At 59.3% G+C, this 25,087-nt stretch carries 34 protein-coding genes and 1 tRNA gene; 7 read left to right on the forward strand and 28 right to left on the reverse strand.

Going from position 1 to position 25,087, the window contains the following annotated elements; translation table 11 throughout:
• Positions 1-146: 146 nt before the first annotated feature.
• The 7 genes from HA052_RS24520 to HA052_RS24550 form a co-directional block, all read right to left on the reverse strand.
• Positions 147-425, reverse strand: a complete 279-nt coding sequence (locus HA052_RS24520; RefSeq protein WP_166454025.1) for an Ogr/Delta-like zinc finger protein — start codon at positions 423-425, stop codon at positions 147-149.
• Positions 426-437: 12 nt separating this feature from the next.
• Entirely contained in the window at positions 438-1,424 is a 987-nt protein-coding gene (locus tag HA052_RS24525) for a P2 family phage major capsid protein (RefSeq protein WP_166454026.1), read from the reverse strand.
• Between the two features lie 12 nt (positions 1,425-1,436).
• Entirely contained in the window at positions 1,437-2,162 is a 726-nt protein-coding gene (locus HA052_RS24530) for a hypothetical protein (protein ID WP_166454027.1), read from the reverse strand.
• A gap of 25 nt (positions 2,163-2,187) precedes the next feature.
• Entirely contained in the window at positions 2,188-2,406 is a 219-nt protein-coding gene (locus tag HA052_RS24535; protein ID WP_166454028.1) for an AlpA family transcriptional regulator, read from the reverse strand.
• 711 nt (positions 2,407-3,117) lie between these two features.
• Entirely contained in the window at positions 3,118-3,771 is a 654-nt protein-coding gene (locus HA052_RS24540) for a hypothetical protein (RefSeq protein WP_166454029.1), read from the reverse strand.
• 1 nt (position 3,772) lies between these two features.
• Positions 3,773-5,041: a tyrosine-type recombinase/integrase gene (locus tag HA052_RS24545; protein ID WP_166454030.1), complete on the reverse strand. Its 1,269-nt coding sequence runs from the start codon at positions 5,039-5,041 to the stop codon at positions 3,773-3,775.
• A gap of 181 nt (positions 5,042-5,222) precedes the next feature.
• A tRNA-Arg gene (locus HA052_RS24550) sits at positions 5,223-5,289 on the reverse strand.
• 182 nt (positions 5,290-5,471) lie between these two features.
• Between HA052_RS24550 and HA052_RS24555 the strand changes: the two genes are divergently transcribed.
• From HA052_RS24555 to HA052_RS24565, 3 genes are all read left to right on the forward strand, one after another.
• Positions 5,472-6,779, forward strand: coding sequence for a tyrosine-type recombinase/integrase (locus HA052_RS24555; RefSeq protein ID WP_166454031.1), 1,308 nt, complete (start codon positions 5,472-5,474; stop codon positions 6,777-6,779).
• Positions 6,780-7,043: 264 nt separating this feature from the next.
• Complete coding sequence (locus HA052_RS24560; protein ID WP_166454032.1) at positions 7,044-7,241, forward strand: hypothetical protein; 198 nt, start codon at positions 7,044-7,046, stop codon at positions 7,239-7,241.
• A gap of 35 nt (positions 7,242-7,276) precedes the next feature.
• Positions 7,277-7,864, forward strand: coding sequence for a hypothetical protein (locus HA052_RS24565; protein ID WP_166454033.1), 588 nt, complete (start codon positions 7,277-7,279; stop codon positions 7,862-7,864).
• A gap of 31 nt (positions 7,865-7,895) precedes the next feature.
• Here the strand turns inward: HA052_RS24565 and HA052_RS24570 are convergent, their stop codons facing one another.
• From HA052_RS24570 to HA052_RS24660, 20 genes are all read right to left on the reverse strand, one after another.
• Complete coding sequence (locus tag HA052_RS24570; protein ID WP_166454034.1) at positions 7,896-8,240, reverse strand: hypothetical protein; 345 nt, start codon at positions 8,238-8,240, stop codon at positions 7,896-7,898.
• A gap of 22 nt (positions 8,241-8,262) precedes the next feature.
• Positions 8,263-9,168, reverse strand: coding sequence for a BRO-N domain-containing protein (locus HA052_RS24575; RefSeq protein ID WP_166454035.1), 906 nt, complete (start codon positions 9,166-9,168; stop codon positions 8,263-8,265).
• A 250-nt stretch (positions 9,169-9,418) separates the two neighbouring features.
• On the reverse strand, positions 9,419-10,564 hold the full coding sequence (locus HA052_RS24580) for a hypothetical protein (RefSeq protein ID WP_166454036.1): 1,146 nt from the start codon (positions 10,562-10,564) through the stop codon (positions 9,419-9,421).
• 32 nt (positions 10,565-10,596) lie between these two features.
• Positions 10,597-10,851 (reverse strand): pyocin activator PrtN family protein, encoded by a 255-nt coding sequence (locus tag HA052_RS24585; protein WP_166454037.1) that lies wholly within the window; start codon positions 10,849-10,851, stop codon positions 10,597-10,599.
• Between the two features lie 10 nt (positions 10,852-10,861).
• Positions 10,862-11,128 carry a hypothetical protein gene (locus HA052_RS24590; protein ID WP_166454038.1) on the reverse strand — a complete coding sequence of 89 codons (267 nt, stop codon included), beginning with the start codon at positions 11,126-11,128 and terminating at the stop codon, positions 10,862-10,864.
• A 160-nt stretch (positions 11,129-11,288) separates the two neighbouring features.
• Complete coding sequence (locus tag HA052_RS24595; RefSeq protein WP_166454039.1) at positions 11,289-13,241, reverse strand: DNA cytosine methyltransferase; 1,953 nt, start codon at positions 13,239-13,241, stop codon at positions 11,289-11,291.
• Entirely contained in the window at positions 13,231-14,412 is a 1,182-nt protein-coding gene (locus HA052_RS24600) for an RNA-directed DNA polymerase (protein WP_166454040.1), read from the reverse strand. Before HA052_RS24600 ends, HA052_RS24595 begins: the two co-directional genes overlap by 11 nt.
• Positions 14,413-14,494: 82 nt before the next feature.
• Complete coding sequence (locus HA052_RS24605) at positions 14,495-14,647, reverse strand: hypothetical protein (RefSeq protein ID WP_166454024.1); 153 nt, start codon at positions 14,645-14,647, stop codon at positions 14,495-14,497.
• Positions 14,622-14,978 (reverse strand): four helix bundle protein, encoded by a 357-nt coding sequence (locus tag HA052_RS24610; protein ID WP_166454041.1) that lies wholly within the window; start codon positions 14,976-14,978, stop codon positions 14,622-14,624. The genes HA052_RS24605 and HA052_RS24610 overlap by 26 nt, the downstream gene beginning before the upstream one ends.
• 47 nt (positions 14,979-15,025) lie before the next feature.
• Entirely contained in the window at positions 15,026-15,610 is a 585-nt protein-coding gene (locus HA052_RS24615; protein ID WP_166454042.1) for an Lcl C-terminal domain-containing protein, read from the reverse strand.
• Between the two features lie 59 nt (positions 15,611-15,669).
• On the reverse strand, positions 15,670-16,278 hold the full coding sequence (locus HA052_RS24620) for an Lcl domain-containing protein (RefSeq protein WP_166454043.1): 609 nt from the start codon (positions 16,276-16,278) through the stop codon (positions 15,670-15,672).
• A gap of 89 nt (positions 16,279-16,367) precedes the next feature.
• Positions 16,368-16,535 (reverse strand): hypothetical protein, encoded by a 168-nt coding sequence (locus HA052_RS24625; protein WP_166454044.1) that lies wholly within the window; start codon positions 16,533-16,535, stop codon positions 16,368-16,370.
• Positions 16,532-17,071, reverse strand: a complete 540-nt coding sequence (locus tag HA052_RS24630; protein ID WP_166454045.1) for a phosphohydrolase — start codon at positions 17,069-17,071, stop codon at positions 16,532-16,534. The genes HA052_RS24625 and HA052_RS24630 overlap by 4 nt, the downstream gene beginning before the upstream one ends.
• Complete coding sequence (locus HA052_RS24635) at positions 17,068-17,742, reverse strand: 3'-5' exonuclease (RefSeq protein ID WP_166454046.1); 675 nt, start codon at positions 17,740-17,742, stop codon at positions 17,068-17,070. Before HA052_RS24635 ends, HA052_RS24630 begins: the two co-directional genes overlap by 4 nt.
• An 89-nt stretch (positions 17,743-17,831) precedes the next feature.
• On the reverse strand, positions 17,832-18,734 hold the full coding sequence (locus HA052_RS24640; RefSeq protein ID WP_206119042.1) for a DUF2303 family protein: 903 nt from the start codon (positions 18,732-18,734) through the stop codon (positions 17,832-17,834).
• A gap of 30 nt (positions 18,735-18,764) precedes the next feature.
• The gene (locus HA052_RS24645; RefSeq protein WP_166454047.1) at positions 18,765-19,142 is read right to left on the reverse strand and encodes a YfdP family phage-associated protein; all 378 of its coding nucleotides are present in this window, start codon (positions 19,140-19,142) and stop codon (positions 18,765-18,767) included.
• Between the two features lie 26 nt (positions 19,143-19,168).
• On the reverse strand, positions 19,169-19,492 hold the full coding sequence (locus HA052_RS24650; RefSeq protein ID WP_166454048.1) for a hypothetical protein: 324 nt from the start codon (positions 19,490-19,492) through the stop codon (positions 19,169-19,171).
• Positions 19,493-19,654: 162 nt separating this feature from the next.
• Positions 19,655-19,825 (reverse strand): hypothetical protein, encoded by a 171-nt coding sequence (locus HA052_RS24655; protein WP_166454049.1) that lies wholly within the window; start codon positions 19,823-19,825, stop codon positions 19,655-19,657.
• A gap of 2 nt (positions 19,826-19,827) precedes the next feature.
• Entirely contained in the window at positions 19,828-19,962 is a 135-nt protein-coding gene (locus HA052_RS28065) for a hypothetical protein (protein ID WP_256477428.1), read from the reverse strand.
• A 327-nt stretch (positions 19,963-20,289) separates the two neighbouring features.
• Entirely contained in the window at positions 20,290-20,964 is a 675-nt protein-coding gene (locus HA052_RS24660; RefSeq protein WP_166454050.1) for a S24 family peptidase, read from the reverse strand.
• A 129-nt stretch (positions 20,965-21,093) separates the two neighbouring features.
• Between HA052_RS24660 and HA052_RS24665 the strand changes: the two genes are divergently transcribed.
• The 3 genes from HA052_RS24665 to HA052_RS24675 all read left to right on the forward strand — a co-directional run bounded on the left by HA052_RS24665 (position 21,094) and on the right by HA052_RS24675 (position 22,260).
• The gene (locus HA052_RS24665) at positions 21,094-21,354 is read left to right on the forward strand and encodes a YdaS family helix-turn-helix protein (RefSeq protein WP_166454051.1); all 261 of its coding nucleotides are present in this window, start codon (positions 21,094-21,096) and stop codon (positions 21,352-21,354) included.
• 326 nt (positions 21,355-21,680) lie between these two features.
• Entirely contained in the window at positions 21,681-21,875 is a 195-nt protein-coding gene (locus HA052_RS24670; protein ID WP_166454052.1) for a hypothetical protein, read from the forward strand.
• Positions 21,876-22,098: 223 nt separating this feature from the next.
• Positions 22,099-22,260: a hypothetical protein gene (locus HA052_RS24675; protein WP_166454053.1), complete on the forward strand. Its 162-nt coding sequence runs from the start codon at positions 22,099-22,101 to the stop codon at positions 22,258-22,260.
• Here HA052_RS24675 and HA052_RS24680 read toward each other — a convergent pair.
• Entirely contained in the window at positions 22,241-22,492 is a 252-nt protein-coding gene (locus HA052_RS24680) for a hypothetical protein (RefSeq protein ID WP_166454054.1), read from the reverse strand. The two genes, HA052_RS24675 and HA052_RS24680, sit on opposite strands and share 20 nt — an antisense overlap.
• Positions 22,493-22,547: 55 nt before the next feature.
• On the opposite strand from HA052_RS24680, the gene HA052_RS24685 reads away from it, so the two are divergent.
• On the forward strand, positions 22,548-25,087 hold a 2,540-nt coding region (locus HA052_RS24685), incomplete at its 3' end, for a DUF5906 domain-containing protein (RefSeq protein ID WP_240937562.1).

The raw sequence follows: 25,087 nt of genomic DNA on the forward strand, positions 1-25,087 counted from the left end.
GTCATCGGGAATGGGGCCGGGTTTTAGCGGGCATATCAATAAAACCGCCATTCAATATTAAATAAGTGAATTAAATCCATTTCAGCCGACGCTATTCAAGGTCGATTTCAGGGGGGCATGGCCCGCCGGCCGGCGAGCCATGGCGCTTAGCCCAGGACGCGGTGACGTAGGCGGCCGGGCGTCACGATCAGGGCTTGCCGAGGCGAGGGCGACAGGCCCGGCAAGGTGCGCAGCCGCTCCGGCGGAATCCGCGCGCCGCCGTGGATGGGCTGGGCCAGGGTGATTGGCTCGCCTTCCAGCGTCTTGAACTGGTGGCAGCAGTCATCGTTGCTGCAGTTGTAGTAATTCTCCTTGGTCGCGGCGCTGAGCATGCGGCTGGTCCGCACCCGCGACACCGCGCCGCACAAGGGGCAAGGGAAGGCCATGATGCAGTCTCCTCAGTCAACGATTTCAACGGCGTCAATCAACACGCAAGCGGCGAGGTTTTCGACGACGTAGGCGTCGTGGCTGGCGTGATAGAACTCCACTCGGTTTAGCGACGGCTCCTCGTGGTAGTGGTAGCGGCTGGCGTGCTGATTGAAGTACAGCGACAGGTTGTCCAGCCGGGTAATCAAGATGCTGTCGCTGGGGAAGAAGGCGGCCGTCGCCGCTTGCAGCCCGCCCAGGCGCTGTTTGTGAAACACCAGGTCGTCGCCCTCGGCTTGTGGGTTGGCGTCGCAGACCGCATCCGGCAGCAAGTCCGCGCCCACCAGCACCACCAGGCCGGGATCATCGCGCCACGCCGGCGCCAGCCGCTGCTTGAGCGCATAGCGCACCAGGCGATGCAGCGAGCGGAAGCGTTCGCTCTCGCCGATGCGGGCACCCTCGATCCAGTGTTGCGGGGCTTGCTCGCGGATCTGCTGCAGCCAGCCGATATTGACGTCTTCCAACAGCGGATGGCTGGCCCGGTTCGAGTTCGGCGCGCGCTGCAGACCGTGGAAGCCGATCATGATGCGGTCCAGCAAGATGCGGCGTTCCAGCGCCTGACGCGCACGGGCTTCAAAGCCGGCCGGCGTCTGGGTTTCGCTCCACCAGGCGTCTAGCGTGTCGTAACTGAAGGCGGCGTCGAAGTTGGTTTGCTGGCAGTGGTATTGCGCCGGCCGCCAGGTCTTGCCGGCCGGCTGGCGTTCATGGCGCTGGGTGTCGACGGTGGCGGCCAAGGTGCCGGCGAGATCGAAGTGCTTGGCCTTTCCCCGGATCTCTGAGACGCCGAGCAGGTTGATGGCGGACAGCAGCCGGCTGCGGGCCTTCAGCGCGTTGAGGCGGGTTTGCGCCGCTTGGGGCGTGGGGGTGGCGAACAGGCTGTCCTGGGCGTGGTACTGCTCCAACTCGTGGTAATAGCGGTTGATGAACTGGTTCAGCGCGTGGCGGGTGGGGTTCTGCATGTTTCGTCTCGGTTAGCGGTTGATCAGGGCTTGGTACTGCGCGTCGCGCTGGGCTTGGTATCGCTGTCGGGCAATCACGTTGTGTTGCTGCAGCGGCGGGGTGGCCAACGGCGGCAGCGGCTGGTTCAAGCGGGCGAGCAGGTCGTCCGGGGCCGCCGGCGAAGCGCTGCATAGCGTCTGCTGCAGCGCGCCGGGCTTGAGCACGGCCTGGACTTGCTCTTCCTCGCGGTACCAGTCGGCGCTGCCGAACACGCGCTCGATGCAGGCAGGCGGCGCTTGGGTCAGCAGCAGCGTCAGCACCGGCAGTTGCTCTCCCCATTGGGGCAGGTGATCGTCGAGCACTGCGTCCCAGTACTGGCGCTGCAGCGCGTCGCGCGCCTCGGCCAGCGCCTTGCGCTGCTCGAACAGCGCTTCATGCTGGATCTCGGCTTGAATCTTCTCTTCCTCGGCGATCTTGAGCGTTTCCTCGGCCAATTCCAGGTTGGCCATCTCCTTGTGCTTCAACTCACGCACCGCCTTGGTGGGAATGCCCAAGGTCGAGCGCATCGCCTGACGGCAGTCCTTGCGTGCCTGCTCGGCCTCCATGCGCAGCGCGGCGGCGGTGTGCTCGCGGCGCGTGGTCTGGCTGGTCAACTGCCGCCAGGCGTCGAGCGCGTGTTCGAAAGCGGTCTGACGTTCGGCCAGTTCGGCCACGGCCGCGGCGAGGCGGGTTTGGGTGGTGGGGTTCTGGATATGCATGGTCTGAGTCCGGGAAGTTGTGGGGTTAGGCGCGGCGGGCCGCGATGCGTGCCGCCATCCAGCTCTCGATTTCAGAGGACAGCCAGGCCACGCTCTTGCCGCCCAACGGCACCGGAGCCGGGAAACGGCCCTGCTTGATGGCGTCGTACACCGACGAGCGGGACAGGCCGCAAGTGGCGATGACTTCCGGCAAGCGCAGAAAGCGCAGCGGTTGAGAAGAGGGCGAAGTGGCAACAGCGGTCATGAAGCGTCCTTGTCGGTGGAGGTGGATATCAGTGGATGGCATCGGATACGCCGATCAGCGAACGCAGTATTGCGGAAATTACAAACGGGGTTTTGGGGTTGGGTTGTGCCGCGCTCCCACACAACAAAAAAATTTGAAATGCCAAAAAAACGCGGAATTTGCTCTTGACGATGGGAGGAGAAACAGGAACGCGGGCGCAATATGGCTCGCCATGGAACGGCATCGGATGGCGGTGGACGGGCTAGGACGAACTCAGCGGCAAGGAAACGGGGGGCAGCAGGAAAACGCGAAGCGGGGACGGTCAGCGAACAGGGCGACTGCATGCATAGCGTGCATGAAAACGCATGAATCCGGGCGGGGGGACAAGGGCGCGTCCGGCCTGACGGTGCGGGCCTGGCACGGGTTCGTGCAGCTGCATGATTAGCGGCCTATGAAGTGCGGGGGCGAGGCGGGGCTTCGATAGCGCGCGCTGGGGCTAGGAGTTGGTATATGCCTAAGTAGTTAAAACTTTGGTGTTAATTTAGTAAGGGCATGGTTAGCTCTTTGTCAAGCTTTCTTGGCTGGAGTTGAGCCTAGCTTAATTCCTTTGTGTGGGGGAGTATATGTGCTGGCAGAAATTTAATGTTCTATTTGGAAATATTTTCTTGTAAATTTTTAAATTGGCTTGTTTGGTGCTCGGTTTATTTTTCAAGTGGGTTTATTTGGTTGGTGTCATTTTTTTAAAAATATAGTGGCGGCTATGCCTAAAAGAAAGGCGAGGATTGTAGACAGAATTTGAGGCATAAGGTTGGCTAGCATGTCATCTTTTTTTCTGTGAAAAAAATGGCTTTCTGCTTTGGTCTTTTTAAGGTGTATTGAGTTAAATTTTTTAAAAGTACTACGTGTGCCAATGATGATGAAAATCGTTAATGATATTGCGATACATAGTGGTGTAATGATTTCTTTGAATGAGGAGTGGTGATTAATAATATAGAATATGAGATTTGCTATGGCAGCTGCAGCAATGCTTGTTGTGCCTATGTTGAAAAAAAGGCTGTGGGCCCATCGTCTTTTTTTTCTTACATAACTAATAATGTCTTTGGATAGCCCTTGCGCGACATAATTGTTTAGACTATACGATATGTCGGATGTGTAGCTTTTGAAGCATAATTGTATTCTTGGGTTTTCTCCTGTGATAGTGAGTTCACTTACGATTTCGTCAGGTGAGTTTTGAATATCTGCCACGTTGTCAAATTTATGATTTTTTGTTTGAAAGGATACCGATTGGCATTCTTTTTGAAATAGCCTTTCTAGTTCATATAGGTCGTCTAGATATAGTTTTGTTTTTGGGAGCTTGGTAATTTCTATTCTGTTTAGTTCTTTCATTTTATTCTCTGTTGTATTTGGGGGGGGTGATTTGGTTGTGTTTGGGAATATGGTTCTGTAAGAATTGTTGGTGATGTTCTTGATAAATAAAATCTGCCCACCACTGCATCATTTTTTTTCTGTCACTCATATACTCGGCACGATTGTAGGCTGACCGCACCTTGTTTTTCTCAATATGGGATAGCTGTCGCTCAATGGCATCTGGGTTAAAACCTTGTTCATTAAGGATGGTAGATGCGGTTGAACGGAAACCATGTACATCAGCTTTACCCTTGAACCCCATGCTGTGCAGTGCTCGACGCAAGGTTTCTGGCGACATGGACCGACGAGGATTGTTTCTATTCGGGAACAAATGCTCACGTCCCCCAGTTATTATATGCAAATGTTCTAGCACATCTAGGGCTTGTTGGGATAGGGGTACATGGTGAGGCGGCGCGGTTTTCTTGGATTTCTCCGGCAGCTTGCGATGTTCCGGCGGAATGGTCCAAAGCGCCTTGTCGAAGTCGATTTCTTCCCATCTGGCCATGGCCATTTCTCCTACGCGGGTGAAGGTCAGTAGCATCAGCCTCATCATCAGCTTGGTTTGCACGCTGCCGTCGTACTTCTCCAGCGCATCGAGGAAGGCGGGGATGTCCTCGCGCATCAGCGCCTTGCGCGGGGTTGATTGCTGGCACTTGAGGGCATCGGTTAGCGGCGCGGCTGGATCGCTGTCACAGCGGCCTGTCAGGATGGCCAAGCGAAAGATGGCAGAGCAGCGTTGCCGCAGGCGTTTGGTAGTGTCGATGTTGCCGGCGCTTTCCACCTTGCGCAGCACCTCCAGCAATTCAAGTGGGCGGATGTCGTTGATGGGCTTGTCGCCGATATAAGGGAAGATGTGAGACTTCATGGCAGACAGGACGCGCTCACTGTGGGCGGCGGACCATTCGTGGCTTTCCCTTTCATGCCACTCCAGCGCGATGGCTTCAAATGTGTTGGCGGCGGCGGCCAGCTTTATCACCTTATCCATCTTTCGAATTGATGCCGGGTCTTCGCCATCGGCGATCTGCTTGCGAGCATCATCGCGTTTCAGCCTGGCTTCCTTCAGGCTGACTTCCGGGTAGACGCCCAGCGCCAGCAGCTTCTCTTTGCCATTGATACGATATTTCAGCCGCCAATACTTCGCGCCTGTCGGCATGACCCATAGAGACAGCCCCTGCCCATCGGTGAGCTTGAGATGCTTGCCATCCTCGCGGGGCTTGGCGTTTTTGATGGCGGCGTCGGTTAGGGGCATGGGGGTACTCCTCGCTTTGGGGGTATCGAAATCTGGGGGTACACAAGATACCACCAAACATACCCCCACGTACCCCCGGCTTTGCTTGGATGCTCTCGGACTGCTTTGGACGTAAAAAAACCCGCAGAGCCTTATTTGGCGCGGGTTTTTGGAATTTCTCGGACTGCTTTGGAAGTGTAAGTGGCGCCCCCGACAGGAATCGAACCTGTAACTGCCCCTTAGGAGGGGGCCGTTATATCCATTTAACTATCGGGTTGCTGTATCTCTTGCTACGGCCTGATTTTGCTAGGTTCCTTGGTTTTTCAAGGCTTTTTGAAGCCTCGGCAATGGTGTTATTGTCGTGCTTTTTTGGGCTTTTCTGTGCGTTTTTGGCTGTCAGGTGATACGCTAGTGCTACGAAAAGCACTCAAGTGATACTCGGTGTAGCACCATGGCAACGATTATACCCGTCAACGGGAAGTGGCGCGCTACTGTTCGCAAGAAGGTAGACGGCAAGCTGATCCTCAATAAATCCCGGACATTCGCTTCCAAAAAGTTGGCTGAGGACTGGGCGAAAAGGCTGGAGGTCGACGTCCAGGACGACGCAGGTCTGTTGCGGTTCAAGGAACGCGATTCGTTGCGGGGGGTATTGGTAAGCGATCTGATCGAGCGATATTTCCAGTACGTTGAGCCGGTGAAACCGCTGGGGGCGACCAAGCGCAATGTGCTGGAAACTCTCCGTGACTCGAAGCTAGGCAAGCGCCCGGCCGGCGAGTTGTCGGCTCAAGACGTGTTGGAATACTGCCGCGAGCGCCAGCAACTCTATGGCAACGGCCCTGCCACGCTCACTCAGTATGTGGGCTACCTGCGCCAAGTGCTGGAGCTGGCGCGCACGGCCTGGGGTGTGATGGTGTCGACGGTTGCCGTCGATGATGCAAAGCCCATGCTCCGCCATCTTGGTTTAGTCGGGCAGGGTGGTTCGCGCGATCGGCGTCTGGTTGGCGATGAATACCAGAGGTTGCTTGCTTGGTTTCAGGTTTACGACGAGAGCCGGGCCAAAGCGATCAAGATGGCGCCGGTGTTCCGGTTTGCCGTGGCCATTGCCATGCGCCGCGAGGAGATTTGCCGGATCCGGCGCGCCGATGTTGACCATGAGGCTAGGACCGTCATCGTTCGTGATCGGAAGGACCCTCGAAACAAGGCAGGTAATGACCAGGTGATCCCACTGCTGGGTGAGTCCTGGGCGATTGTCCTGGAGCAACTTGAGTCCCATTCTGATGATCTGATTTTTCCGTATGATCCGATTACTGTGAGTGCGGTATTTCAGCGCGGGGCGGAGGCGCTCGGCCTCGGGGACTTGCGCTTCCATGACCTTCGCCACGAGGGCGCGTCGCTGCTTTTTGAGGCTGGGTACAGCATTGAAGAGGTGGCCTTAGTTACTGGGCACAAGAACTGGAACATGCTGCGCCGGTACACCCAACTTCGCCCGGCTTCACTTCATCACAAGCCGGCCGCCGCCAATCTGGCAGGGGCTGACGTTATGCCAAAGCAGGAGTCTCGGAAAGCGTCTACGGTTAAGCGAAAGCTCTGGGTCGTCAAAACGCCTGATGGCTACCTGCATCCTCTGGAGGATGGCATGGGGTATGTTGAAGCGGAGAGCGATGCATGGGGCTGGCCGACCGCGGCTGAGGCGCAAGACGCGCTGGAAGAGGAGGGTGGTGCCGGTGAGCTCTTGCGGGTGCTGATGCCGGTCAGCTGAATTCCGTGGTGAGTGTGCGGTAAGATCGACCATGAGTTTTGCACTGCAATTTCGGCATCAAAAAAACACATCCAATAAAAATGCTGCTTTACTAACCGCAAAAATTTGGTGTACAAAACAATCACTCCCTGCGGTGCAGGGAACTACGAGAACAATCATTGGTTCTCACTCTCATGACTTTTAGCTCCAGCCACTTGGCTGGATTTCTTGTCGCCCTATGATATGTAGAGTAGAATCGTTCGATTTTTCGTAACGGACAGGATCATGAAACCGTTTGTGAAACACAACTTCACCCGAGATCAGGTGTTGCGTGCGAACGAAGCCATGAACCGCGGTGACACAAGCACCCTCCAAAAAAGCGCGCCTGTTGTCAGCCGTGTCCTTGGTGATACCCGTTCGACTGCCGCAGAACTCAACCAGGCGTTCGATGCCGCTCAACGTAGTCTGGCTAAGGCCATCTAGATGCATTGTTCCATGCTGCATGCTATTCTCGCGGCATGGCCAGTCAATATAACCACATCTTCCGTCAGCTAGTCCCCCCGGATTCTTCGGACTTCGTGGGGATGGTTGCGTATGCTTTATACAAAAAGCAAAAAATCGAGTGGGTTGAGCATTTTCAGAAAGAAAATGACGGCCGCGAGCCCACGCCGGAAGAGCTGAAACAATTTCATTGTGTCAGTAATATGGCGTCACAGGTTGCGGCTTATCGCGAGCAGGCAATCGCACTGTTGGATGAGTTTCTGGACTACGCTCTCAGCGACAAAGTTGAGCAGCTCAGGCAGAACATGCAGCAGGATGCGCTGGTTCAAGCGGTCTTGGCGTCGGAAGGAAAGGTTCTTCAAGGTCAGCAGAATCACCAGAGTGATGTCCTGCAGGCCATAAAGAAACCTTTCTATAAGGTTGTTTGGGAAAATGTCGCCGCAGGAATTGTCGCCTCGCTCGTAACCCTGGCTGGTACCGGTCTGATCTGGCTTGCTGCAAAGGGGCCGGAGAAGTTGATGCGTGAAGCAATTCAGAACATGACTCAAACACAGGCAGCCGATGCGAGTGCCCCATTGGCACAGTCTAAGTCTGCTAAGCAGTGAAAAAGCCGGCCATCCTGGCCGGCTTCTTACTTTAGGCGCTCTCGCCGTACTTCATCCACAACCCCATACCAAACACCGCCCCGAACACAGCGCCGACCAGGCGGGTTTTCACAATCGAGGCCAAGAGCTCCTCCTTCACGCCGCTGGCCAGCAGTGCGATCTGCTTTTCATCGCTGACCGCAGCCCATAGCAGATCGCCGCCCTCCTTGAGCAGTAGCACGCCGGCTAGTACAACGCCGGCCGCCAGAAAAGCGTAGAGGATGCTGCGCCCCATCATATCGGCCACCAGCGCCCCGAAGGCGATGATAAAGGCGATCAAGAAGCCGGTGCCGAAGAAGGCCCAGAGATAAGCCGAGAGCTGGTCAAAAAATCCCATCTTGTTCTCCTGTGGTGACAGATCAAAGCTGCGGAATCAGCGGCTGGTCAAGCCGGCGCACAGACTCGGCGCCATCGAGCACGCGGAGCCGGCGTGCCATCTCGTTCAGCAGGTCGGCCGCGGCCTGGGAGTCCCTGCAGACCAGCTCAACGACGTTTGCGTCCACCACATTGCAGCTCTCAATGTTCTGCGCGCCAATCAGCTTGCCGTCCCGGCCGACCACTACCAGGTAGCGCCCCTCGGGCAGGTTGGCCAGCCGCTCGGATTGGGTGGGCGTGGCCGGCAGGCAGTCGCCTTGCCGGGCTAGCTGGGTTCGCTTGCTTTCGAGCCGGGCCTCCACGCGGCGAGAAAGTTCGTTGGTACCGATGCGGCTGACCCACTCGAGCGCACGCTTTCCCTGACCTTCGGTCATTTCGTCCAGCGATGCCACGCTGAACTCGCGGCATACTTCTTCCTCAATCAGGGTCCAGAATTCGCTGCGATATTGACCGATCAGCATGTCATGTACAAAGCCGAGGCGTTTGACGATCGCCTCGCGGGTGACGGAGAACATCCGCGCGCTGTCGGCTGGCGCCGCCTGCGCCAAGTCGTGGCTGACTTGGTCGAGTACATCGAGCACCCAGCGCCGGAACGCTTTTGCGACCGGCGTGCGAGCAAACATGGCGATGAGGTGGGTGCCGCGAAGCGAGAAAATGCGGACCTCTTTCTCGGATTCGCCGTTGCCGAAACCCTTGACCGTCAAATTGACGGTCAAGGTCATGTTGTCGGTGAATTCGTCCTTGTTGCGCTCGTAGATACGGGCAACAGAGTCCTCGCGGGCATAGCCGAGGGCGCGTGCAATGTCGCCCGAGCGGAGCCACGGTTGGCCGCTTCGGCAGACAACATCAAACGGGGTGTCTTGGAAGGTAAGAGACTGGGAAGTGGTCATGTGACCTCCATGGAATTTAGAGTTGGGTGACCACCAAAAATGGTGGCCGGGGGCACTCTCGGATCCATGGGAACCGCGTCACGCCTTCCTCTTTCGAGTCTGCTATAGCGTGTCTCTGACCCGGCCATTGAGGCGTACGCGCCCGACGCGCAGACGCGCGCAGGCACAAAAAAAGCGCCAAACTTACGGGGGCGTGAGGACCGCCATGGATTTTGAGAGGCCTCCAGTATCCCGCGTCTGGCCAAGACAGTCAAATCGTAGCGAATTCAAGCTCGGGGTAAAGCTTTTCCACCTCGCGGTTGAGTTGATGCACCCGCTCTTTCCAGATCGGGTCGGTGGGTGGGGTGAAGTTATATGTGCGACTAACCCTGTGGGAGATCTCGATCGCTTCCAGCATTATCAGATCAGGATGGGCAGCGAGTTTCCCTGGTAGGACAATAGAAGCGTGCTGCCCAAGCTCCCCGGCCAGATCCTCGTAGAAGATAGACTCCACGAAGCGCGCCAGCTTGCCGTCAAAGCTGGCGAACCACACGGTATAGGCTCCGCCGCCGATGTCGAGCGTTTCGCTTCTGAGTACCATGTTGAGGAAGCTGATGTCGCAGGCGCCGTTGTGCGCCAGGCGCTGCAGCTCTCGGCCCGAAACGCTGATCTTGTCTCGGACGAACGGGGCAAAATTGTCGATCAGGCGGTTGCAGTAGGCTCGTTCCTGGGCGTTGAGTCGCCAGCCGCTTCTCTTTGCCCGGGCCTCCAGATCGCCGAGCACAATCCTGGCAATCAGCATTTCCTTGGCGCTGAAGCAGTCTACCCACTTGCGCATCAACGATAAAAACCGGTTGTACCGCTCCATGGGCGTGGTCAGCGCCTGGTCGTTGGCGGCGATCAACATGCATAGCAGCAGCAGGTAGGGCATGCGCCGGACCATGGCTTCGTCTTCTGGCATGCATTCGATGCAGCCGATGGTAGGGGTGCGTTCGCGGCGCTCGCCATTTGGGTCGTGCGGATCGTCGATTAGGCCCGGGGCATACATGGCCCAGAATTCATGGTACTGCCTGACGATATTGTCGAATGCAGCCGGTTCCAGTTCTGGCAGCACAAAGCCTGGGCTGATCGAGATGGGGATATGGTTGGCGGTGGCCTGGCTCACCAGTTTGACCAGTTCGCCGAGGCTACTCTTTGCCAGGAGTTGCTGATTTGGAGCGCCTTTTGTTACTTTGACATGCCGTGCGATGTCGAGCACTACATTGGTGTCAAGCACAAGGCTGGTTCCCTTGCGCCGCGACAAGTCCCGCTGCATCTGTTCAAGATTGCACTCGGGGGTCTCGTTGCGGCGGCGGGCTATTTTGATGAAATTCAGTACGGACATCGGCTCTCTCGTCAGTTGATCAGCATATTGCATATGCCGTCACCTGGAGCCGATTCAAGAGACGGTTAGAGTTGGCTTCGTTCCCAGCTTTCTTTGGCCGACTGCCTCTGCTTGTCTATGAACTGTGCCAGATCGTCAATATGGACCATGACTGGCGCCTTCTGGCTTTCAGCCAGGCGCATGGTGGGCACCGGCAAGGTATTCAGGTTGGCGCGCCGGCGGGCCTCTGCCGGACTGAGCCCGAAATATTCCTCGCAGATATCATCCAGCTTCAGCACGGGCCGCTCGTATTGGGCCATGAGCAAGAATGCGGTTTTCATTGTTATCCCCTTATCTCACATGCGCCCAGCTCTCGCGGCGCAGCATCTTCTCGACAGTTCTCACGTGGAGCCCAAAGCGCCGGGCCAAGCCGGCGGCGCTGTAGTCGCGGTTGAGCCGCTCTATCAGCCTCTGCTTGCGGGCGTGAAGACGGCGAATTCTGGCCACCACCGCTTCGTCCGCCTTGGCCTGCGGCAGCTCGGTGCCGTGCTTGGCATAGAGCCGGGCGCCGGTGGACTGCCATTCGCGCCGGTCCATGTTGTGTTTGCTGCCTCTCATCAAAAGACCCTCTCTTTCTCTCCCCAGTCGCCCTTCTTCCAGTCATTGGTACCGGGTATCCATTTTTGCCGAGTGCAGGTGGCTCCGGGTTGGTGCGTCGGCCGCTGCGGGCCGACGTAGACCTCCTTGCCATTCACCCGTAGCGAATAGCGGTATTGCGTCATGCCGCAACTCGCTCCCGTTGTTTCAGCTCGGCCAGCGTCCAGGCCGCCATGTCGCTGCAGTTCGCCCAGATCAGCGCACGGGCCGGGCCGGGGCTGACGCTGTTGCCCACCATGCGCACCTGGGCGGATTTGGAGAACACGCGCCCGTCGTGGCCGCAGTCGATGATGTAGCTGGCCGGGAATCCCTGGCAGCCGTACAGTTCACGCGGCTTGAGCATGCGCAGACAGATGTCGACGATCACCCACGGTTCGCCCTTGATCCAGACGGTGACCAACGCGAGGCGGTCGCGGGTGGTGATCGTAGCCAGCGGTTCGTCCAGCCCGCGCATGTTGTCGGTGCCGTAGTAGCTGACCAGGAATGAGGCGCAGCGCAGCGCGCCTTCCTCGTGCTCCTTCGATAGGGTGTATTGCGTCAGGGCGATCTGGTCAGCACCGGCGGTCACGGTCGGCAGCGGTTCGTTGACGCTGCGGCCGTCGCAGCCTTGTCGCAGCGTGGTCAGGTGCGCAGTAACAAGCCCGTGGTGTTCGCCGCCGGCGCTGAGCGTGCGGAGCGGTTCATTCAGATCCCGGCCATCACAGTTCTGGCGCAGGTGCGCCAGGTGGGCTGTCACCAACTGCTGCTGGCTACCCGTGCTGGTGATCGTGCTGGATGGCTTGCGCGGGTCATGCCCTGGCGTAGTGTTGAATTCGCCATTGGCTTGCATCAAGTAAGCGGTGGTCAGTCCGTGCTTGCCACCTCCTGCTACCACGGTGCCGAGTGGCTGATGGATGTCCAGCGCGCGCGGCGCTTGGCCCGGGCGCTCGCCGTAGCCGAGTTGAACCATGGTCGCAGCGGCCAAGCCCAGCGCATGGGCAGCCCCGGCCGGACGTTTCGCGGCGCCTCCGCTGGTGATGGTCGGGCACGGCTCGTCGATCGCATGGCCGATGCTGTCACCTCGGAATTTCACCAGGTGCGGCGTAGCCACCGCGAAGCTGCCGCCCTTCGGGTGCGCGGTGATCGTGCGCAGTGGTTCGGTGATGTCGTGCACCGGCTCGCTGCCGTTATAGTGCGCGATCGGTACGATGAACGGGTTGGCGCTGTCCAGTACGAACTTTTTCATGCCCTTGGCGATCCGGCGCATGGTCGCCGGCGCCAGTGGACGCTTGCGGTTGAAGATGGATTGGCCGAGGTCGGTGAAATCGATGTGATCCGCCGCCGGCCGCCATGCCTTTTGCCCCTTGGATGGGTTCTTGTGGTGGGTCGGTTCCGGCAGGACGATGGGATGCCCGTCGCGGCGGGCACACATGAAAAGGCGCTCTCGGGTGGTGGCGTCGCCATAGTCGGCCGAGATCATCGTGTTCCATTCCACTGCATAGCCCAGCGATTCCAGATCGCGCACGAAGCGGCGCCACGTCTGCCCTGCCCGTTTCGGGTCCGGCACCAGGTATTGCTCATGCACCGGTACGCGCTCGCCCGGGGCGGCGACGGTGCCGTCCAGCTTCATCGCCCGGCCGGTGTGCTTGCATCGCTTGGCCACCAGCGGCCCCCATTGCAGGATTTGCTTGACGTTTTCCAGGGTGATGACGCGCGGGTGCCGACCTTTGGCGCGGCGTTTGCCCATGCCTGCCCAGCGTTTTCCGACCCACGCCAGCGCCCGGATTTTCCGGTCGCGTGGCTGGCCGCCGGCGGCCTGGCTGTGGTGGGTGCAATCCGGCGAGAGGTGCAGCAAACCGATGGCGCGGCCGCGGGTCGCTTCATACGGGCAGACCTCAAACACGTCGGCCCGGTAGTGCTCGGTCTGTGGGTGATTGGCGGTGTGCATCGACACCGCGTCCTCGTCGTGGTTAACCGACACGTCGGAGTGTCGTCCAAGGGCTTGCTCGATGGCGGTGGACATGCCGCCACCGCCGGCGAACAGGTCGACGATGATCTCGTTGTCCATGCCGAGTAAGAATTGATCACGAATCATGGCTGACTCTCCGAAATGTTTTATTGATGGCGTGATTGATGGTGTGGCCACGTCGGCGCAGTACATTGGCCAGCCGAGCGCGGTCGTGATGACTGTTGGTTGCTTGGCCGAGCAGGCCAAAGTAGCTGTTTGCGGCTTCGAACAGAGTCTCTTCACCCATGTGGGCGCAGCGCTCGATGGCTTGGCGGTAGCTGCGGCGGCGGGTGGTTCGAGACCATGGCTTGATGACCTGGCCGACGAAATCGACACCGCGCGATACCGGTTGCAGAATGGTTTTCTTGGGGTTGATTCGAACGTGCAGCCGCTCCTGCAGGAACACTTCGATCTGCGCCTTGGCCTGATTCAGCCACTGCGCCGATTCGTGCAGCAGGATGAAATCGTCCACATAGCGGATGTAGTGCTTGGCGCCGATCTTGTGCTTGGCAAACTGATCCAGCGCATTCAAGTAGACATTGGCGAAGAACTGCGACGACAGGTTGCCGATCGGCAGGCCCAAGTGGGCCGGCTGGTTCATCAGCCATTTGTGCGTCGGGACGAGGGCCATCAGCTCCGGTCGCCCGCGGAATTCAAAGTCGCTGCGCGGATCGTGGAACAGGATCAGCTCGGCCAGCGCCATCCACCAGGGCTCGCGCATGCGCGCGGCCAACTGGTGGCGCAGCACGTCTTTGTCGATGCTCACAAAGAAGTTGGCCAGATCCAGCTTCAGGTAGTAGGCCGGCTTGCTCCAGTTCTCCGTAATGCTCCGGATCTTGGCTTCCAGTCGTTCGGCGGCGTACAGTGTGCCTCGCCCCGGGATGCAGGCGCAGCTATCGGCGATGAACGCGGCGTGAAAGCGGGGCGAAATCCGGTTGTAAAGCAGGTGATGTACGATGCGGTCCCGGAAGTCGGCCGCCCACACTTCGCGCGGTTTCGGTCGGGTGACGACGAAACAAATCGACCGGCCGGGCTTGTAGGTGCCGACCTGCAGCTCGTCGAATAGACCGACCAGGTTGCGTTCCAGGTTGGCCTCGAATGCCAGCGCGCTGCGGCTGTTCCGCTTCGTGCGCCGGCAATCGAAATAGGCCTCTACCAAGTCGCGGAAGGAAAACCCAGCGCGCACTGCACTTGAATCTGCGGACTGCCCGCGCGCGGAACTCGTTGTTCTTGTGGTTGTTGTTCTGGTTGCCATCATTGAAGTTCTGATTCCATGCGTTGTTGGGCGAAAACTGCGTCTTTTCGTACGATCTACGTCGCACTGCCGAAGGCGGTGCCGATCAGCAGTGAAACTGCGCCAGACCTGCCCGGCTGCTGCCGGCGGTATCCCTAGAGCGCATGTCGGTGGCCTCATGAGCCAGCGGTACGACCAGATTCAAAATCACACGGGCCTGGCCGCCTTGACGGTCAGGCAGCAGGTGATGCTGCGGCATGCTTGCGCCAGCCTTGTGCTTGTTTCCCGACCTTGTCAGTCAACTCAATCGCCGCGGCGTACTGGCCGTGAGAGATCAGCCGCATGTCGACGGAGAGCCGCAGGGTTAATTCGACTACCTGCAAGTGCTCCAATAGCTCCACCAGGTGCGGCACCTTGTTGCGTGCCGCGTTGGCGCGATAGACCAGGATCGAGAGCGTGACGCACTCTTTGCGCAGGTCGTCGCCCAGTGAGCGTTTGAAGTCCCTCGGCATGCTGGCCGTCAGTTTGGTAATCAGGGCCAGCAGGTCGTAGGTGACCTTGTAGATCGGGAGTTGTGTATGCAGTGCCATGCTGGATTCGAGCGCGGGCTCGCGCCCGCGCTTAAATGGTTAAAGGGCTAAATGGATAAGGTTCTGCGGACTGCCCGCGCGCGGAACTCGAAGTCCTTGTGGGTGCCGTACTGGGTGCCAACACCGAAGTACTGACCCCACGCGTAGTTGGGCGAAAACTGCGTGCTGGCCCAATACCAGTCCTTCTCGAATAGTTCCGGCACGTTGGCATAGCACAGGGCAGATTCGCGGCGGGCCGGCAGATACCAGTCGGCGTGACCGTCGATCTCCAGTCCTGCCGCCCATTCGGCCGCCGGGTGATCATGCTCAGAGCGCGCCAGCGCCAGGGTATTGGCCCGGCCATCCCATTCGCTCTTGGCGCCTGACTCATCCTCCTCGTAGCCGCCCCAAGCGATTTCCCGCACAAAGCCGTCATCGCCCTTGGCGACGATCAGGTGGTAGTCGGGCTGGCCGTACTCGCCGCGCATCAGGCCGGCATAGACGCCGCCCTGGGCTGGGAGGTATTCGCCAATGCGCGGGGTTTTCTGAGCCGCCGGCGCCGGTGCCTTGGCATGCACGAAGCTGTCGATCAGGATGCGTGCCGCGTCTTCGGCCGGCACGGTCAAAGTGAAGCTGATGGTCTGTTGTTGCATGGTTCCCTCCTGGGGATTAATAGCCGAGCGCTGCGCGCCCGGCTAAATGGCTGAATGGATTAATTGCTGATGCGAATCTTGCGGACTGCCCGCGCGCGGAACTCGTTGAACTCGTGGTAGCTGCCCTGGTAGCCATCATTGAAGACCTGAACCCATGCGAGGTCGGGCGAAAACTGCGTAGATGCCCAATACCAGCGGGCGTCGAAAGCCTCAGGCTGGCCATCCTGGAAGGCCTCCACGGCGGTCTGCGCTGGTGACTGTTCGGTGTACGGAAACCCCGGCGGCACGCTGCTGGCGTTGTCGCCATCGCGGAACGAGCAGTAGTTCTCATCCGTGGTCGGTTTCAGGTAGCGGTAACACATCTCCAGCTCGTCGCGGCTCGGCAGGTACCAGTCGGCAAAGCCGCCGATGGTCAGGCCCAGCGCCCACTTGGCCAGATCGCTACCGGCCTCGGTCATGGCTTGGGTATTGGCCTTGCCATCAAAGCAACTGCGCGCCCCTTCAATGTCCGCGCCGTATTCGCCCCACTTGCCGGTGGTCTCGCCTTCGGCCTTGGGCGCAACGATCAGTGCAAATTCGTCAGTGCCGATACGGAAGCGACCGGCAAAAAAGCCGCCCTCGAAGGGGGTGCCAATGTCGGCGGGAGTGGTATTGGTAGTCATGTCCATGTGCTGCTCTCCAAAAATTGCATTCTCAGAATGCAGGGGGTTCAACGGTTTTGCGGCGAGGCCGCTCTGGGTGTGCTCAAGACTGTTCGTCATACTTCGCCGCCGTCGCTCTCAACCAAGTCAGCCGGGTAGCGCGACTCGCAGCAGCTCGGGCATCCGCATTCCGCGCGCGGCAGGCGCATCGTTTCGCACTCGTCCGCCGGCAGCGCTGAGCGCGGGGTGATGTGGTGGCAGGTGTAGGCTTGGTACTGACTCACGCTGCGGCCCTTTCCCCAGTCAGGTGCTCAAAGGTGGTCAGGAACATTTCCTTGGCACGGTGGCTGCTAGCCGCTTCAATGGTGTTCGGTAGGGGGCTCAAACCGGCAAGACACGGCCACGGTGCGTGGTGGGCCGGCATCAGGTCGCGTTTCTCGGTGGCCAGAGCGACCAGGTCAGCGCGCTTGATCTCGGGGTGGCGGAACAGGGCCGGGTCGATGTCGAACGCGTGGGCGACGGCGAGCATGATGCGGTGCTCAATGCAGACGTAGCCTTCCAGGTGCGGCTTGACTGGGCTGGCTACGTCGCAGATGAAAGCCTCGCTCGCGTCGTGCAGCAGGGCGGCCAGCGCCAGCTCGGTGGGAACAATATTGCTGACGATGCAGCTGTGCTGCGCCACGCTGTAAAACTCGCGGGTGTGGCCGTTGAAGCGGCAGATATGTGAGAGCGCGTGTGCGATGTCGTTGATGTTGATGGCGGCCGGGTTCGGGTTTATCGGGTCGAACGCGGTGCCGCTGTGGGTGAGAATCCAGCTCATGCCAGCACTCCTTCCGTGGTGGTTTTAACGTGGCGCAGCGACTCAATGAGGGCTTGCATACCGGTTTCGCTGAGTTGCTGGCCTGGAATATCCAGCGTGATGCAGGCGATGCTTGAAAGCGTCAGGGTGCGCAGAAGTGCGGCCAGTACGTCCGTTTCGTGTTCTGCGTCGTGTAAGGCGTGATGCTTGATCTTGTCCGCCGGGAACTCGGGCAGCTTGGTTTCCGGGTAGAGGTCCAGCACCAGGCCGCGCTGGCTGCGCAGGCAGCGGTTGCGCCAGAACGGCCAGCGCAGGCCATGCTGGGTAAAGGCATGCTGTAGCTGAGCGTTGTCGAAATCCGAGCCGTTGCCCCAGATCGGGTACGGGTTGAGCTGCAGCCAGGTTTGTAGGGAGTGCATGGCAAGCCAGATCGGCAGGCGCTGGCCGTCGTCTTCGAATGCCTCAGAGAAGGCTTCGTCAGACTGTTCAAGCCACCAGTCCACAGTTGATTGGCTGACAGTACGGCCTGGCTGACGATGGCCGGTATCCCACTGCAGGCGGCGGTACCATCTGGCCAGCGGCGTCGCCTTGCCGTTCTCGATCTCCACCGCTACTGCACCAATGGTGAGCAATACGGCACTGGGCGCGATGTCCAGTGTTTCGTTGTCGATGATGATTTGTCGGGTTTTCATGTTTGCTTCCGGCTGTTGAGCTTCCCGAAGCCGCCGCGCTGTTGCCCTGCAGCGGCTTGAGGAAGCCGGCCCGGATGGGCCGGGCTGCGTTACGCCGCCTGACCCAGGCGCGGATTGCCCTGCAGGATGGTTAGTCCGGTGGCCTCGGCGATCTTGCCGATCTCTTCCTCCGCCGCGGCCTGCAGCACCTTGTCCTCCCGGATCAGCTCAAACCAGAACGTCAGCTTGCCGTCGCGTACGCGGTAGCGCAGACGGGCGTCGATGCGGAAGCTGCTGCCATTGAAGAACGGCGGGATTCCGATGCTGAAGCGCTCGAACAGGCGCATTTTTTCGAGGGTGGCATCGTCCTCTTTCTGGACGAACGCCAGTTCGGTGCCGCCGGATTGCAGGCGGATGTTCGACTTGAAGCGGCTGTCCTGGTTGGCTTCCAGATTCATCGCCATTTCCAGCATCTGGGTGCCGGTCGGCATGCCTTCCACGCTGGCGATGTCCTGCAGGTTGTCTTCGATGAACAGCGCGAACTCCACCTGGGTGAACGTCTTGCGGTTCTGGCCGATCCAGCGTTTCCATTCGACGGATTGCAGCGGGGAGTACGCCGCGGTGTGATCGCGCCAGCCGGTTTTGTCGGTGCCCTGGTCGTTGAAGATGGCGATCAAGTCCACCTTGCTGGCCTGGTAGTCGGCGTCGCAGTAGATGCTGGTGACTCCATCGGCCTTGTGCAGGTTGATGTAGTGGATGAAGCTGGCGGCGTCATGCAGCACTACCTTGCCGCGTTTGCGCAGCGGTGCGTCCAGATGCTTTTCCAGATCCTGCAGCTTCAGGTCGGTCAGCACTTTGGCCTGATAGCCGTTCGGGACCATCATCACCGGCAGTTCGCCGCCGGACAGGGTTTTGATGGCCACAGAACCGAGGTGCGGCTTGGCAGCGGCATCGAGGATGGTCTGGATGTTGTCGAAGGCTTTCAGGGCTTCGCCTTGGATCATTTCGTTCATGGGTATGTCCTTACAGGGTTACGGATTACATCAAGCGGTTTTGAGGGCGCCGCGGTCGTCCGCGACGGTTTTGAGTTCGGGGCCGGAATCGGCGGTGGCGCTCGGCACGGTGCGCAACTCGAGCGTCTGCTGGCGCGGGTCTTCGGTCACCAGGTTCCCTTCTGGGGTGGCAAACAGCATCGTTTCGCGCGAGTCCGGTTTCGGCAGCGAGAGCTTGATCTCGTCCTGCACCACCATGGCGCCGCTGCCGCGGGTGGCTTTCTTGATGGACAGGGTCAGCGTTAGCTTGCCGGCGCGGCCGGTTTCGTCGACGGCGGTGACCAGCTTGTTGAGCGCATCGCTGGCATCGTCAATGAACGTGCCGTGGCCAAGGCTGCGCAGGGTGTCAGTAATGGGGCGAATCGACATCGTGGGTTCTCCGGGGTGGTGCTGGGTTAGCTGGCCGCCAGGCAGGCGTCGACCGCCTCGCGGATGGCAAAGGTGACCGCCTTGCCGCGCGGGAAGCGGGCAAAACGATCGAGATTGATGACGCGGAAGGCGCGCACGTTCTGGTGCTGGCCCGACTTCTTCACCACCACCAGCAGCTGCTTGCCGAGCCCCGGGGCCGGTGTCAGCAGGCCGGGAGCGGCTGCAGCCGGATCGAGGCCGTGAACCTTGGTGGCGGCGTTGTGGTGCTGCTCGGCGATCTGCTTGGCGACATTCGCCACGCGGGCTTTATCACTCGCATGGCCGCCGGTGATCAGCAGGACTTTGGGCATGGATTTCTCCTTGTGAGGGTCGGGGTAGGCCGCCGCACTAGGCGCCGGCCACGTAATCAGCGAGCTTGCACGCCGCGAAAAACAGCCCGGTCGCAATGGTTCCGCGAAGGGTGCCGAAGATGAGTGCGCAGGCCAGATTCCAGGTGGAGTGCAAGGTGCGGGTCACTGGAGCGCCTCGCGCTCGATTCGGCGGTCTTCGATCGCGCGGCGGGCTGCTGCGCGGCGCTTGTCCGCTTGGGTGAGCGCCGGCGGAAGCGGGCCGCCAAGCTCTTTGCTGCGCTGAATGGCGCGGCGTTCCAGATAGTCGGGTTGGGGGTAGTGACGGGTCGCCATGGTTAGCCCTTCTTGATCGCAGGGAACACGGCGTTGCCATTTACGAAAAACGGGCTTTTGATGACCCAACCATCAGCGCGCAGTTGGCGTGCGCACTCGTCCGTTAGGAACTGAGAGGGGATATCCAGGGCTGCCATACCATCTCCTAAACATCACGATTTGTGATGTACAAATAATCACGCAATGTGATGCATGGGTCAACCGTTTTTGTGATGTGAATTCGTATTTGTGATTTTTGTGGCGGGAGGGCAACAAAAAACCGGCTGTGGGCCGGTTTTTGTGATGTTGAGCTTGCTGGGCGTGAGGGATGGACGCAATTAGAGCGCGTCAATTAGGTGGTGCCGCTGAGCGCGCGGCACTCGGCCTGCGCTTAGCATGGGTAACTTGTTGTGTGGAATTGCTAGGCGGGCTGACTTGAACAGCGATGTGGCGAGGAAGGGTGCTGCGGGCGCTTGCGCGCTAGATTAGCCACCGCGCCACACCACGCGCCCAAATATCCTAATGAACTCGGCCTGTTCGGCGGAAATTTCGATGTCGCGGTACCGCTCGTTGTCCGAGTGCAGGATTAGGGTGCCGCCGGGCTGCTTGAAAATACGCTTGATGAACCACTCGTCATCGAAGCACACAGCGTAGACCTCGCCGTCTTTCGGGGCTGTGTCGCCTGTGTCGATCATGACCGTGTCCCCATCCGCCAGGTAGGGCTGCATTGAGTCCCCGCGCACGTATAAAGCTTTGAGGCTCTTGGGGTCCAGACGCCGGGCGTTAATGAATCTGCGGCGAAAAGCCAGGGGGTCTTTCTCGTGAACGACCCAGGCAAGATTGCCGCAGCCTGCCGACAGCCTAAGGTCATGCCGCTCGACAAAGATATAGTCCTCGGCATCCAGTTCATCCGTCGCTTCGTACGACACGATGAGGCCGGTTGCGGTGGGAGACTCTTCTTCGCCGAACAGGATTTCCTTGACGCTGACGCGCAGAGCCTGAGCGATCGCTTCCAGATCGCTCAGGCTGGGCTCGCGCTTATCGTTCTCGTACTGGCTGATGCGCGACTGGCTGCCCCACCCGCACAGCTCAGCAAGTTCCGGCTGTTTAAGCCCGGCTTTCTCGCGCAGTTCTTTCAGACGTTTGCCGATGTGTAGCACTTTGTTTTCCTCCTGCCTCGAAAGTTATCACATCCTGTGATTAATTGAAATCACATGTCGCGCTGCAAAAAAATCTCTTTTTGTGATTTTCGCGTTTACTGAATAACAAAACGTGATTATCATCGGCGCATGAATACAGAGCTCATCAAGGACATCATCCAAGACGCCGGGGGCACCAAGGCGGTCGCGATCGACCGCGGCATCAATGAGTCTGCGGTCTACAACTGGATCGCTCGCGGTCAGATTCCCGCAGACCATTGCCCCAGCCTGGAGCGCCTTTCCGGTGGCAAGCGCCGCTGCGAACAAATGCGCTCTGATGTCGAGTGGTCTGTGCTCCGCGGCTCGTCAGTCGCGCCGATTTCCTCCTCTGCTGCTTCTTCTAACCCTTGAGCGGCAGTTTGCCGGGTGTAGCCGGCTTTTTTTATTCATGCCTTCAGCCATTCGGCTGGGGTGGGCGGTAAGCCGCCGCGCGCCGGAAGGTGCGGAATGCACAGCGGGGTATGCAAATGCAACACGCGACTGGTGCTCTGGCTAGACTGGACTACGGCCCCGCAGCCATTTGGTTGATGGATGTGTGATGTTGACACCCCGCCCTTTCCATCTGCGAAGGCTGAAAGTGCGAGCGTGGCAGATTCGAAAGTTGCCGCCTGATCAGCGGCAGCAAGCCGGCAAGAGCCTGCTGAGCGAGATCAAGAATTACCTGGACAAGTTGAGCGATGGCACAAACGTATCGCGATCCAACGTTTGATGAAGTGGCCGCCCGGGAGGCGAGCGCGCAGCGTGCCGAAGCATTGGCGGCTGAGCGCGCGGCGCGAGCGGCCGAGCGGCGCGCCGACCCGGCATATACGGCGATGCGGCGGCGCAAGATCGCCCGCATTTTGAAGCGGGTGAAGCTTGGGCTGTTGAAGTGACCTGACGCACGGTGGGCCTGGCTGGTCAGGTGTTCGACGGGCCGTCTTGCTATGTGAATGCGTGGGACATCGGTTTTCAGAAGGAGCTGCGCCGGATAGCCGGCATTCGTAGCCTCACTGAACGCCGCAGGGTATTGAAAGATATCGAGGCGCAGAGCGGCGCGCCGGCGCGAAAACGGATGGAAGCAGCGCTGGCAAGGCTTTGGGCCGCAAGGGATACCCAATGAAAAGCAAATTGGCAGAGCTGCTGGTGACCCAGTATGGCAAACCGGCAGAGAAGCAGCGCAAGACGGTGGTGAGCGAAGAAACGCTGGCGCGGCCGTTTGGGCCGCACAAGGCTGCGTTCTACGGTCTTCTGGTTCCGGTTACAAATCCTCGTCGCTGAGCAGCATGCTGAGTGTGGTAGTGCACCAGTGGTCGAGGTAAGACAGTGTTTCGTCCGACAGGTTGGATTCCGCATTCATCGTGGCGAGCATCCTGGCCGACTCTTCGCGGAAATGGTTGGCGATTTCAGCGCGGCGGCCACTGGTGGCAACGACCGATAGCAGCAGTGTCTGCACACCCATTAGGTTGCCGGTGAGCTGGTTGAGACGAGATTCGATTTCTTTGTTGTCCACGGTATTGCTCCAAGTGATACCGGCAGTTTAAAGCAGAAACAATTCGGAGGCGAAAATGGGGGCGTTACTAGACAGCGTGCTGGATCAGTTTCGCGAGCGGGGAATGCCTGACATTGGCATTACAGATCTGCGGGCTGACGATAAAAAGCACGTCTATGGTCCGAAGAAAAAGGCTTGGTATCGTCTGAACGAATACCACTCGCCCAAGACCGGTAAGGTCTGGTTGAGTGGGGTATTCGGTCACAAGGATGAGTGGTGGAAGATCGAACACCAGGCTGATGGCGAGGTCATGACGCCCGAAGAACGGGAAGCCGCTCAGCGTGAATTCGAGCGTAAGGAGCGGGAATACCAGGCGCGGCAGCGGCGAGTGTACGAGCTGGCGTCCAACCGGGCGCGTGCACAGTGGGAGCGATCGGTAAAGGACGGCGAATCCGCCTACTGTGTGCGTAAGCAGATAGCGCGGGCCGAGAGTGCGCGCTATATGACCGATCATGGCTGGGAAAACTGGCTGATCATTCCGCTGATCCGTTACGACCAATCGCGGCTGGTCGGGGTGCAGAAGATCGCGCCGGAAAAGCCGGCGGATGGCGTCGACAAGCGCTTCACCAAGGGCTTCGAAAAGAACGGCGCCGCGTGCCGCTTGGGCGATGAGCCGATTGATGGCGATTTGCTCCTGGTTGCCGAGGGTTACGCCACGGCCACCAGCGGGCGGGAGGCGGTTGAATATGATTACCCGGTATTCATGGCCCTCGATAGCGGCAATCTGCCACACGTGGCGCGCATCCTGCGGGCGAAGTATCCGAATAGCCCTCTGTTGTTCCTGGCTGATGACGACTACTTGCCGAAGAAATCGGGCGAACCAAACCACGCTGGCGAGAAGAAAGCGCAGCAGGCCGTGCTGGAAGTCGGCAACGCCGCGTTTGTGCTACCACGTTTCTCGGTGGCTCGACGGGCGAGCGATGACGATGAATCATTGCCGAAGTTGACCGACTTCAACGACTTGCACGACGCCGAAGGAATTGAGGTGGCGCGCGCACAGATTCGCGCTGCAATCAACGCGCAGCTCTCCCCGCCCCCACTTGAGGAGGTGCCGAACGGCGATTCGGCGGCGACTGTCGTCGACAACCCAGAGGGGGGTGAGGGGCCGGCGCAGGCTGATATTGAAGCCGAGCTCTATAAGTACTTCGCCCTGGTTGAGGGCAAGACGCGGGCGATCGACAAACGAAGCTGGGTGGAATACAGCAAGGCCGCGCTCAAAGACCGCTACGGCAAGGATGCCGTGGAGGCTTGGCTGGCTCGTGACAATAAGCTGCTGATGACGCAGGCCGAAGTATCGGCCATGAAGCGGATGCGCGAGCAGAAGGAGCGGCGCACGGATATCGAGCTGATTGAGAACCTGAAGCGATATATCTACCTCGATGGATCGAGCAACATCTGGGATGAGCAGCTGCGCAGGGTAATCGATCAGGCGTCGGCCAAGCTGGCGATGGGGAGCTATTTCAAGGTGTGGCTGGATGACCCGAACCGGAGAAAGCTGCCGTTTGATGCCATCCGCTTCGAGCCCGGCCGCGATCTCGGGCCGGACTACATCAACTTGTATCGTGGCCTTCCGCTCGTTCCGGAGCGGCCGGCTGGAGAATTGCCGCGGGATTTGTGGGCGCTGGTGCCGCTGTTCCCCGCTTGCGAAAACATCATTGTGCTGCTGCATCACCTGTGCAACTGGCGCTCCGAAGTGGTCGAGTGGATGATCAACTGGATCGCCTATCCCCTACAGAATATCGGCGCCAAGATGGACTCGGCGATTCTGATGCATGGCGATATCCATGGCTCTGGCAAGTCCATGTTCTGGGAGCTCTGCGTCAAGCCGTTGTACGGCGAGTACGGCACCACGCTCGGACAGCACCAGCTTGAGAGCCAGTACACCTCCAGCCGCAGCCGCCGGCTGTTCATTCTGTTCGAGGAGGTGTTTGCCTCGAACCAGAAGTACAGTCACACGGGGGTGCTCAAGCACATGATCACCGGCAAGACCCAGACGATCGAGAAAAAGTTCGTCGATTCCTGGGAGGAAGAAAACCACCTCAATGCGGTATTCCTATCCAACGCCATCCAGCCGTTCCATGTGGAAGCGCACGACCGGCGCTATATGGTGCTGTGGCCGGGCGAGAAGTTGCCGGACGAATTGAAAACAGCGGTGAGCTATGAGCTGGGCAATGGCGGCCTCGAGGCGTTCTATGGCTTCCTGATGTCGGTGCCGTTGACGCTGGCGGCCGGGCGCGAGCCGGACGGGATTGAGAAGTTCGATCCGCACACGCAGCCGATGATGACGCCGGAGAAGTCACGCTTGATCCGCTACGGGCTGTCGGGCTGGGAGCTGTTCTATAGTGAGTGGCTGCGTGGCGATCTTCCCGTACCCTTCTTGAGTTGTATGGCCGACGACCTGGTGGCGGTTTATCACGTCTGGTGCGCCAGATCCGGTGAGAAAGAAATGTCGCGCAACAAGTTCGTCAACGCCATGGCCACCAAAGTGCCGAAGGCGCGGCGGCGCTGGCGGTGGAAGGGCATGGCTGACTCCAAGCAGGACCAGATATTCAAGGT

Origin of the sequence: Chromobacterium fluminis (assembly GCF_011602385.1) — a bacterium.
Classification (GTDB): domain Bacteria; phylum Pseudomonadota; class Gammaproteobacteria; order Burkholderiales; family Chromobacteriaceae; genus Chromobacterium; species Chromobacterium fluminis.

Coding starts and splice junctions, on each gene's coding strand:
- HA052_RS24520 (WP_166454025.1), bottom strand. CDS start 425: ATGGCCTTCCCTTGCCCCTTGTGCGGCGCGGTGTCGCGGGTGCGGACC.
- HA052_RS24525 (WP_166454026.1), bottom strand. CDS start 1,424: ATGCAGAACCCCACCCGCCACGCGCTGAACCAGTTCATCAACCGCTAT.
- HA052_RS24530 (WP_166454027.1), bottom strand. CDS start 2,162: ATGCATATCCAGAACCCCACCACCCAAACCCGCCTCGCCGCGGCCGTG.
- HA052_RS24535 (WP_166454028.1), bottom strand. CDS start 2,406: ATGACCGCTGTTGCCACTTCGCCCTCTTCTCAACCGCTGCGCTTTCTG.
- HA052_RS24540 (WP_166454029.1), bottom strand. CDS start 3,771: ATGAAAGAACTAAACAGAATAGAAATTACCAAGCTCCCAAAAACAAAA.
- HA052_RS24545 (WP_166454030.1), bottom strand. CDS start 5,041: ATGCCCCTAACCGACGCCGCCATCAAAAACGCCAAGCCCCGCGAGGAT.
- HA052_RS24555 (WP_166454031.1), top strand. CDS start 5,472: ATGGCAACGATTATACCCGTCAACGGGAAGTGGCGCGCTACTGTTCGC.
- HA052_RS24560 (WP_166454032.1), top strand. CDS start 7,044: ATGAAACCGTTTGTGAAACACAACTTCACCCGAGATCAGGTGTTGCGT.
- HA052_RS24565 (WP_166454033.1), top strand. CDS start 7,277: ATGGCCAGTCAATATAACCACATCTTCCGTCAGCTAGTCCCCCCGGAT.
- HA052_RS24570 (WP_166454034.1), bottom strand. CDS start 8,240: ATGGGATTTTTTGACCAGCTCTCGGCTTATCTCTGGGCCTTCTTCGGC.
- HA052_RS24575 (WP_166454035.1), bottom strand. CDS start 9,168: ATGACCACTTCCCAGTCTCTTACCTTCCAAGACACCCCGTTTGATGTT.
- HA052_RS24580 (WP_166454036.1), bottom strand. CDS start 10,564: ATGCAATATGCTGATCAACTGACGAGAGAGCCGATGTCCGTACTGAAT.
- HA052_RS24585 (WP_166454037.1), bottom strand. CDS start 10,851: ATGAAAACCGCATTCTTGCTCATGGCCCAATACGAGCGGCCCGTGCTG.
- HA052_RS24590 (WP_166454038.1), bottom strand. CDS start 11,128: ATGAGAGGCAGCAAACACAACATGGACCGGCGCGAATGGCAGTCCACC.
- HA052_RS24595 (WP_166454039.1), bottom strand. CDS start 13,241: ATGATTCGTGATCAATTCTTACTCGGCATGGACAACGAGATCATCGTC.
- HA052_RS24600 (WP_166454040.1), bottom strand. CDS start 14,412: ATGATGGCAACCAGAACAACAACCACAAGAACAACGAGTTCCGCGCGC.
- HA052_RS24605 (WP_166454024.1), bottom strand. CDS start 14,647: ATGCCGCAGCATCACCTGCTGCCTGACCGTCAAGGCGGCCAGGCCCGT.
- HA052_RS24610 (WP_166454041.1), bottom strand. CDS start 14,978: ATGGCACTGCATACACAACTCCCGATCTACAAGGTCACCTACGACCTG.
- HA052_RS24615 (WP_166454042.1), bottom strand. CDS start 15,610: ATGCAACAACAGACCATCAGCTTCACTTTGACCGTGCCGGCCGAAGAC.
- HA052_RS24620 (WP_166454043.1), bottom strand. CDS start 16,278: ATGGACATGACTACCAATACCACTCCCGCCGACATTGGCACCCCCTTC.
- HA052_RS24630 (WP_166454045.1), bottom strand. CDS start 17,071: ATGAGCTGGATTCTCACCCACAGCGGCACCGCGTTCGACCCGATAAAC.
- HA052_RS24635 (WP_166454046.1), bottom strand. CDS start 17,742: ATGAAAACCCGACAAATCATCATCGACAACGAAACACTGGACATCGCG.
- HA052_RS24640 (WP_206119042.1), bottom strand. CDS start 18,734: ATGAACGAAATGATCCAAGGCGAAGCCCTGAAAGCCTTCGACAACATC.
- HA052_RS24645 (WP_166454047.1), bottom strand. CDS start 19,142: ATGTCGATTCGCCCCATTACTGACACCCTGCGCAGCCTTGGCCACGGC.
- HA052_RS24650 (WP_166454048.1), bottom strand. CDS start 19,492: ATGCCCAAAGTCCTGCTGATCACCGGCGGCCATGCGAGTGATAAAGCC.
- HA052_RS24655 (WP_166454049.1), bottom strand. CDS start 19,825: ATGGCGACCCGTCACTACCCCCAACCCGACTATCTGGAACGCCGCGCC.
- HA052_RS28065 (WP_256477428.1), bottom strand. CDS start 19,962: ATGGCAGCCCTGGATATCCCCTCTCAGTTCCTAACGGACGAGTGCGCA.
- HA052_RS24665 (WP_166454051.1), top strand. CDS start 21,094: ATGAATACAGAGCTCATCAAGGACATCATCCAAGACGCCGGGGGCACC.
- HA052_RS24670 (WP_166454052.1), top strand. CDS start 21,681: ATGGCACAAACGTATCGCGATCCAACGTTTGATGAAGTGGCCGCCCGG.
- HA052_RS24675 (WP_166454053.1), top strand. CDS start 22,099: ATGAAAAGCAAATTGGCAGAGCTGCTGGTGACCCAGTATGGCAAACCG.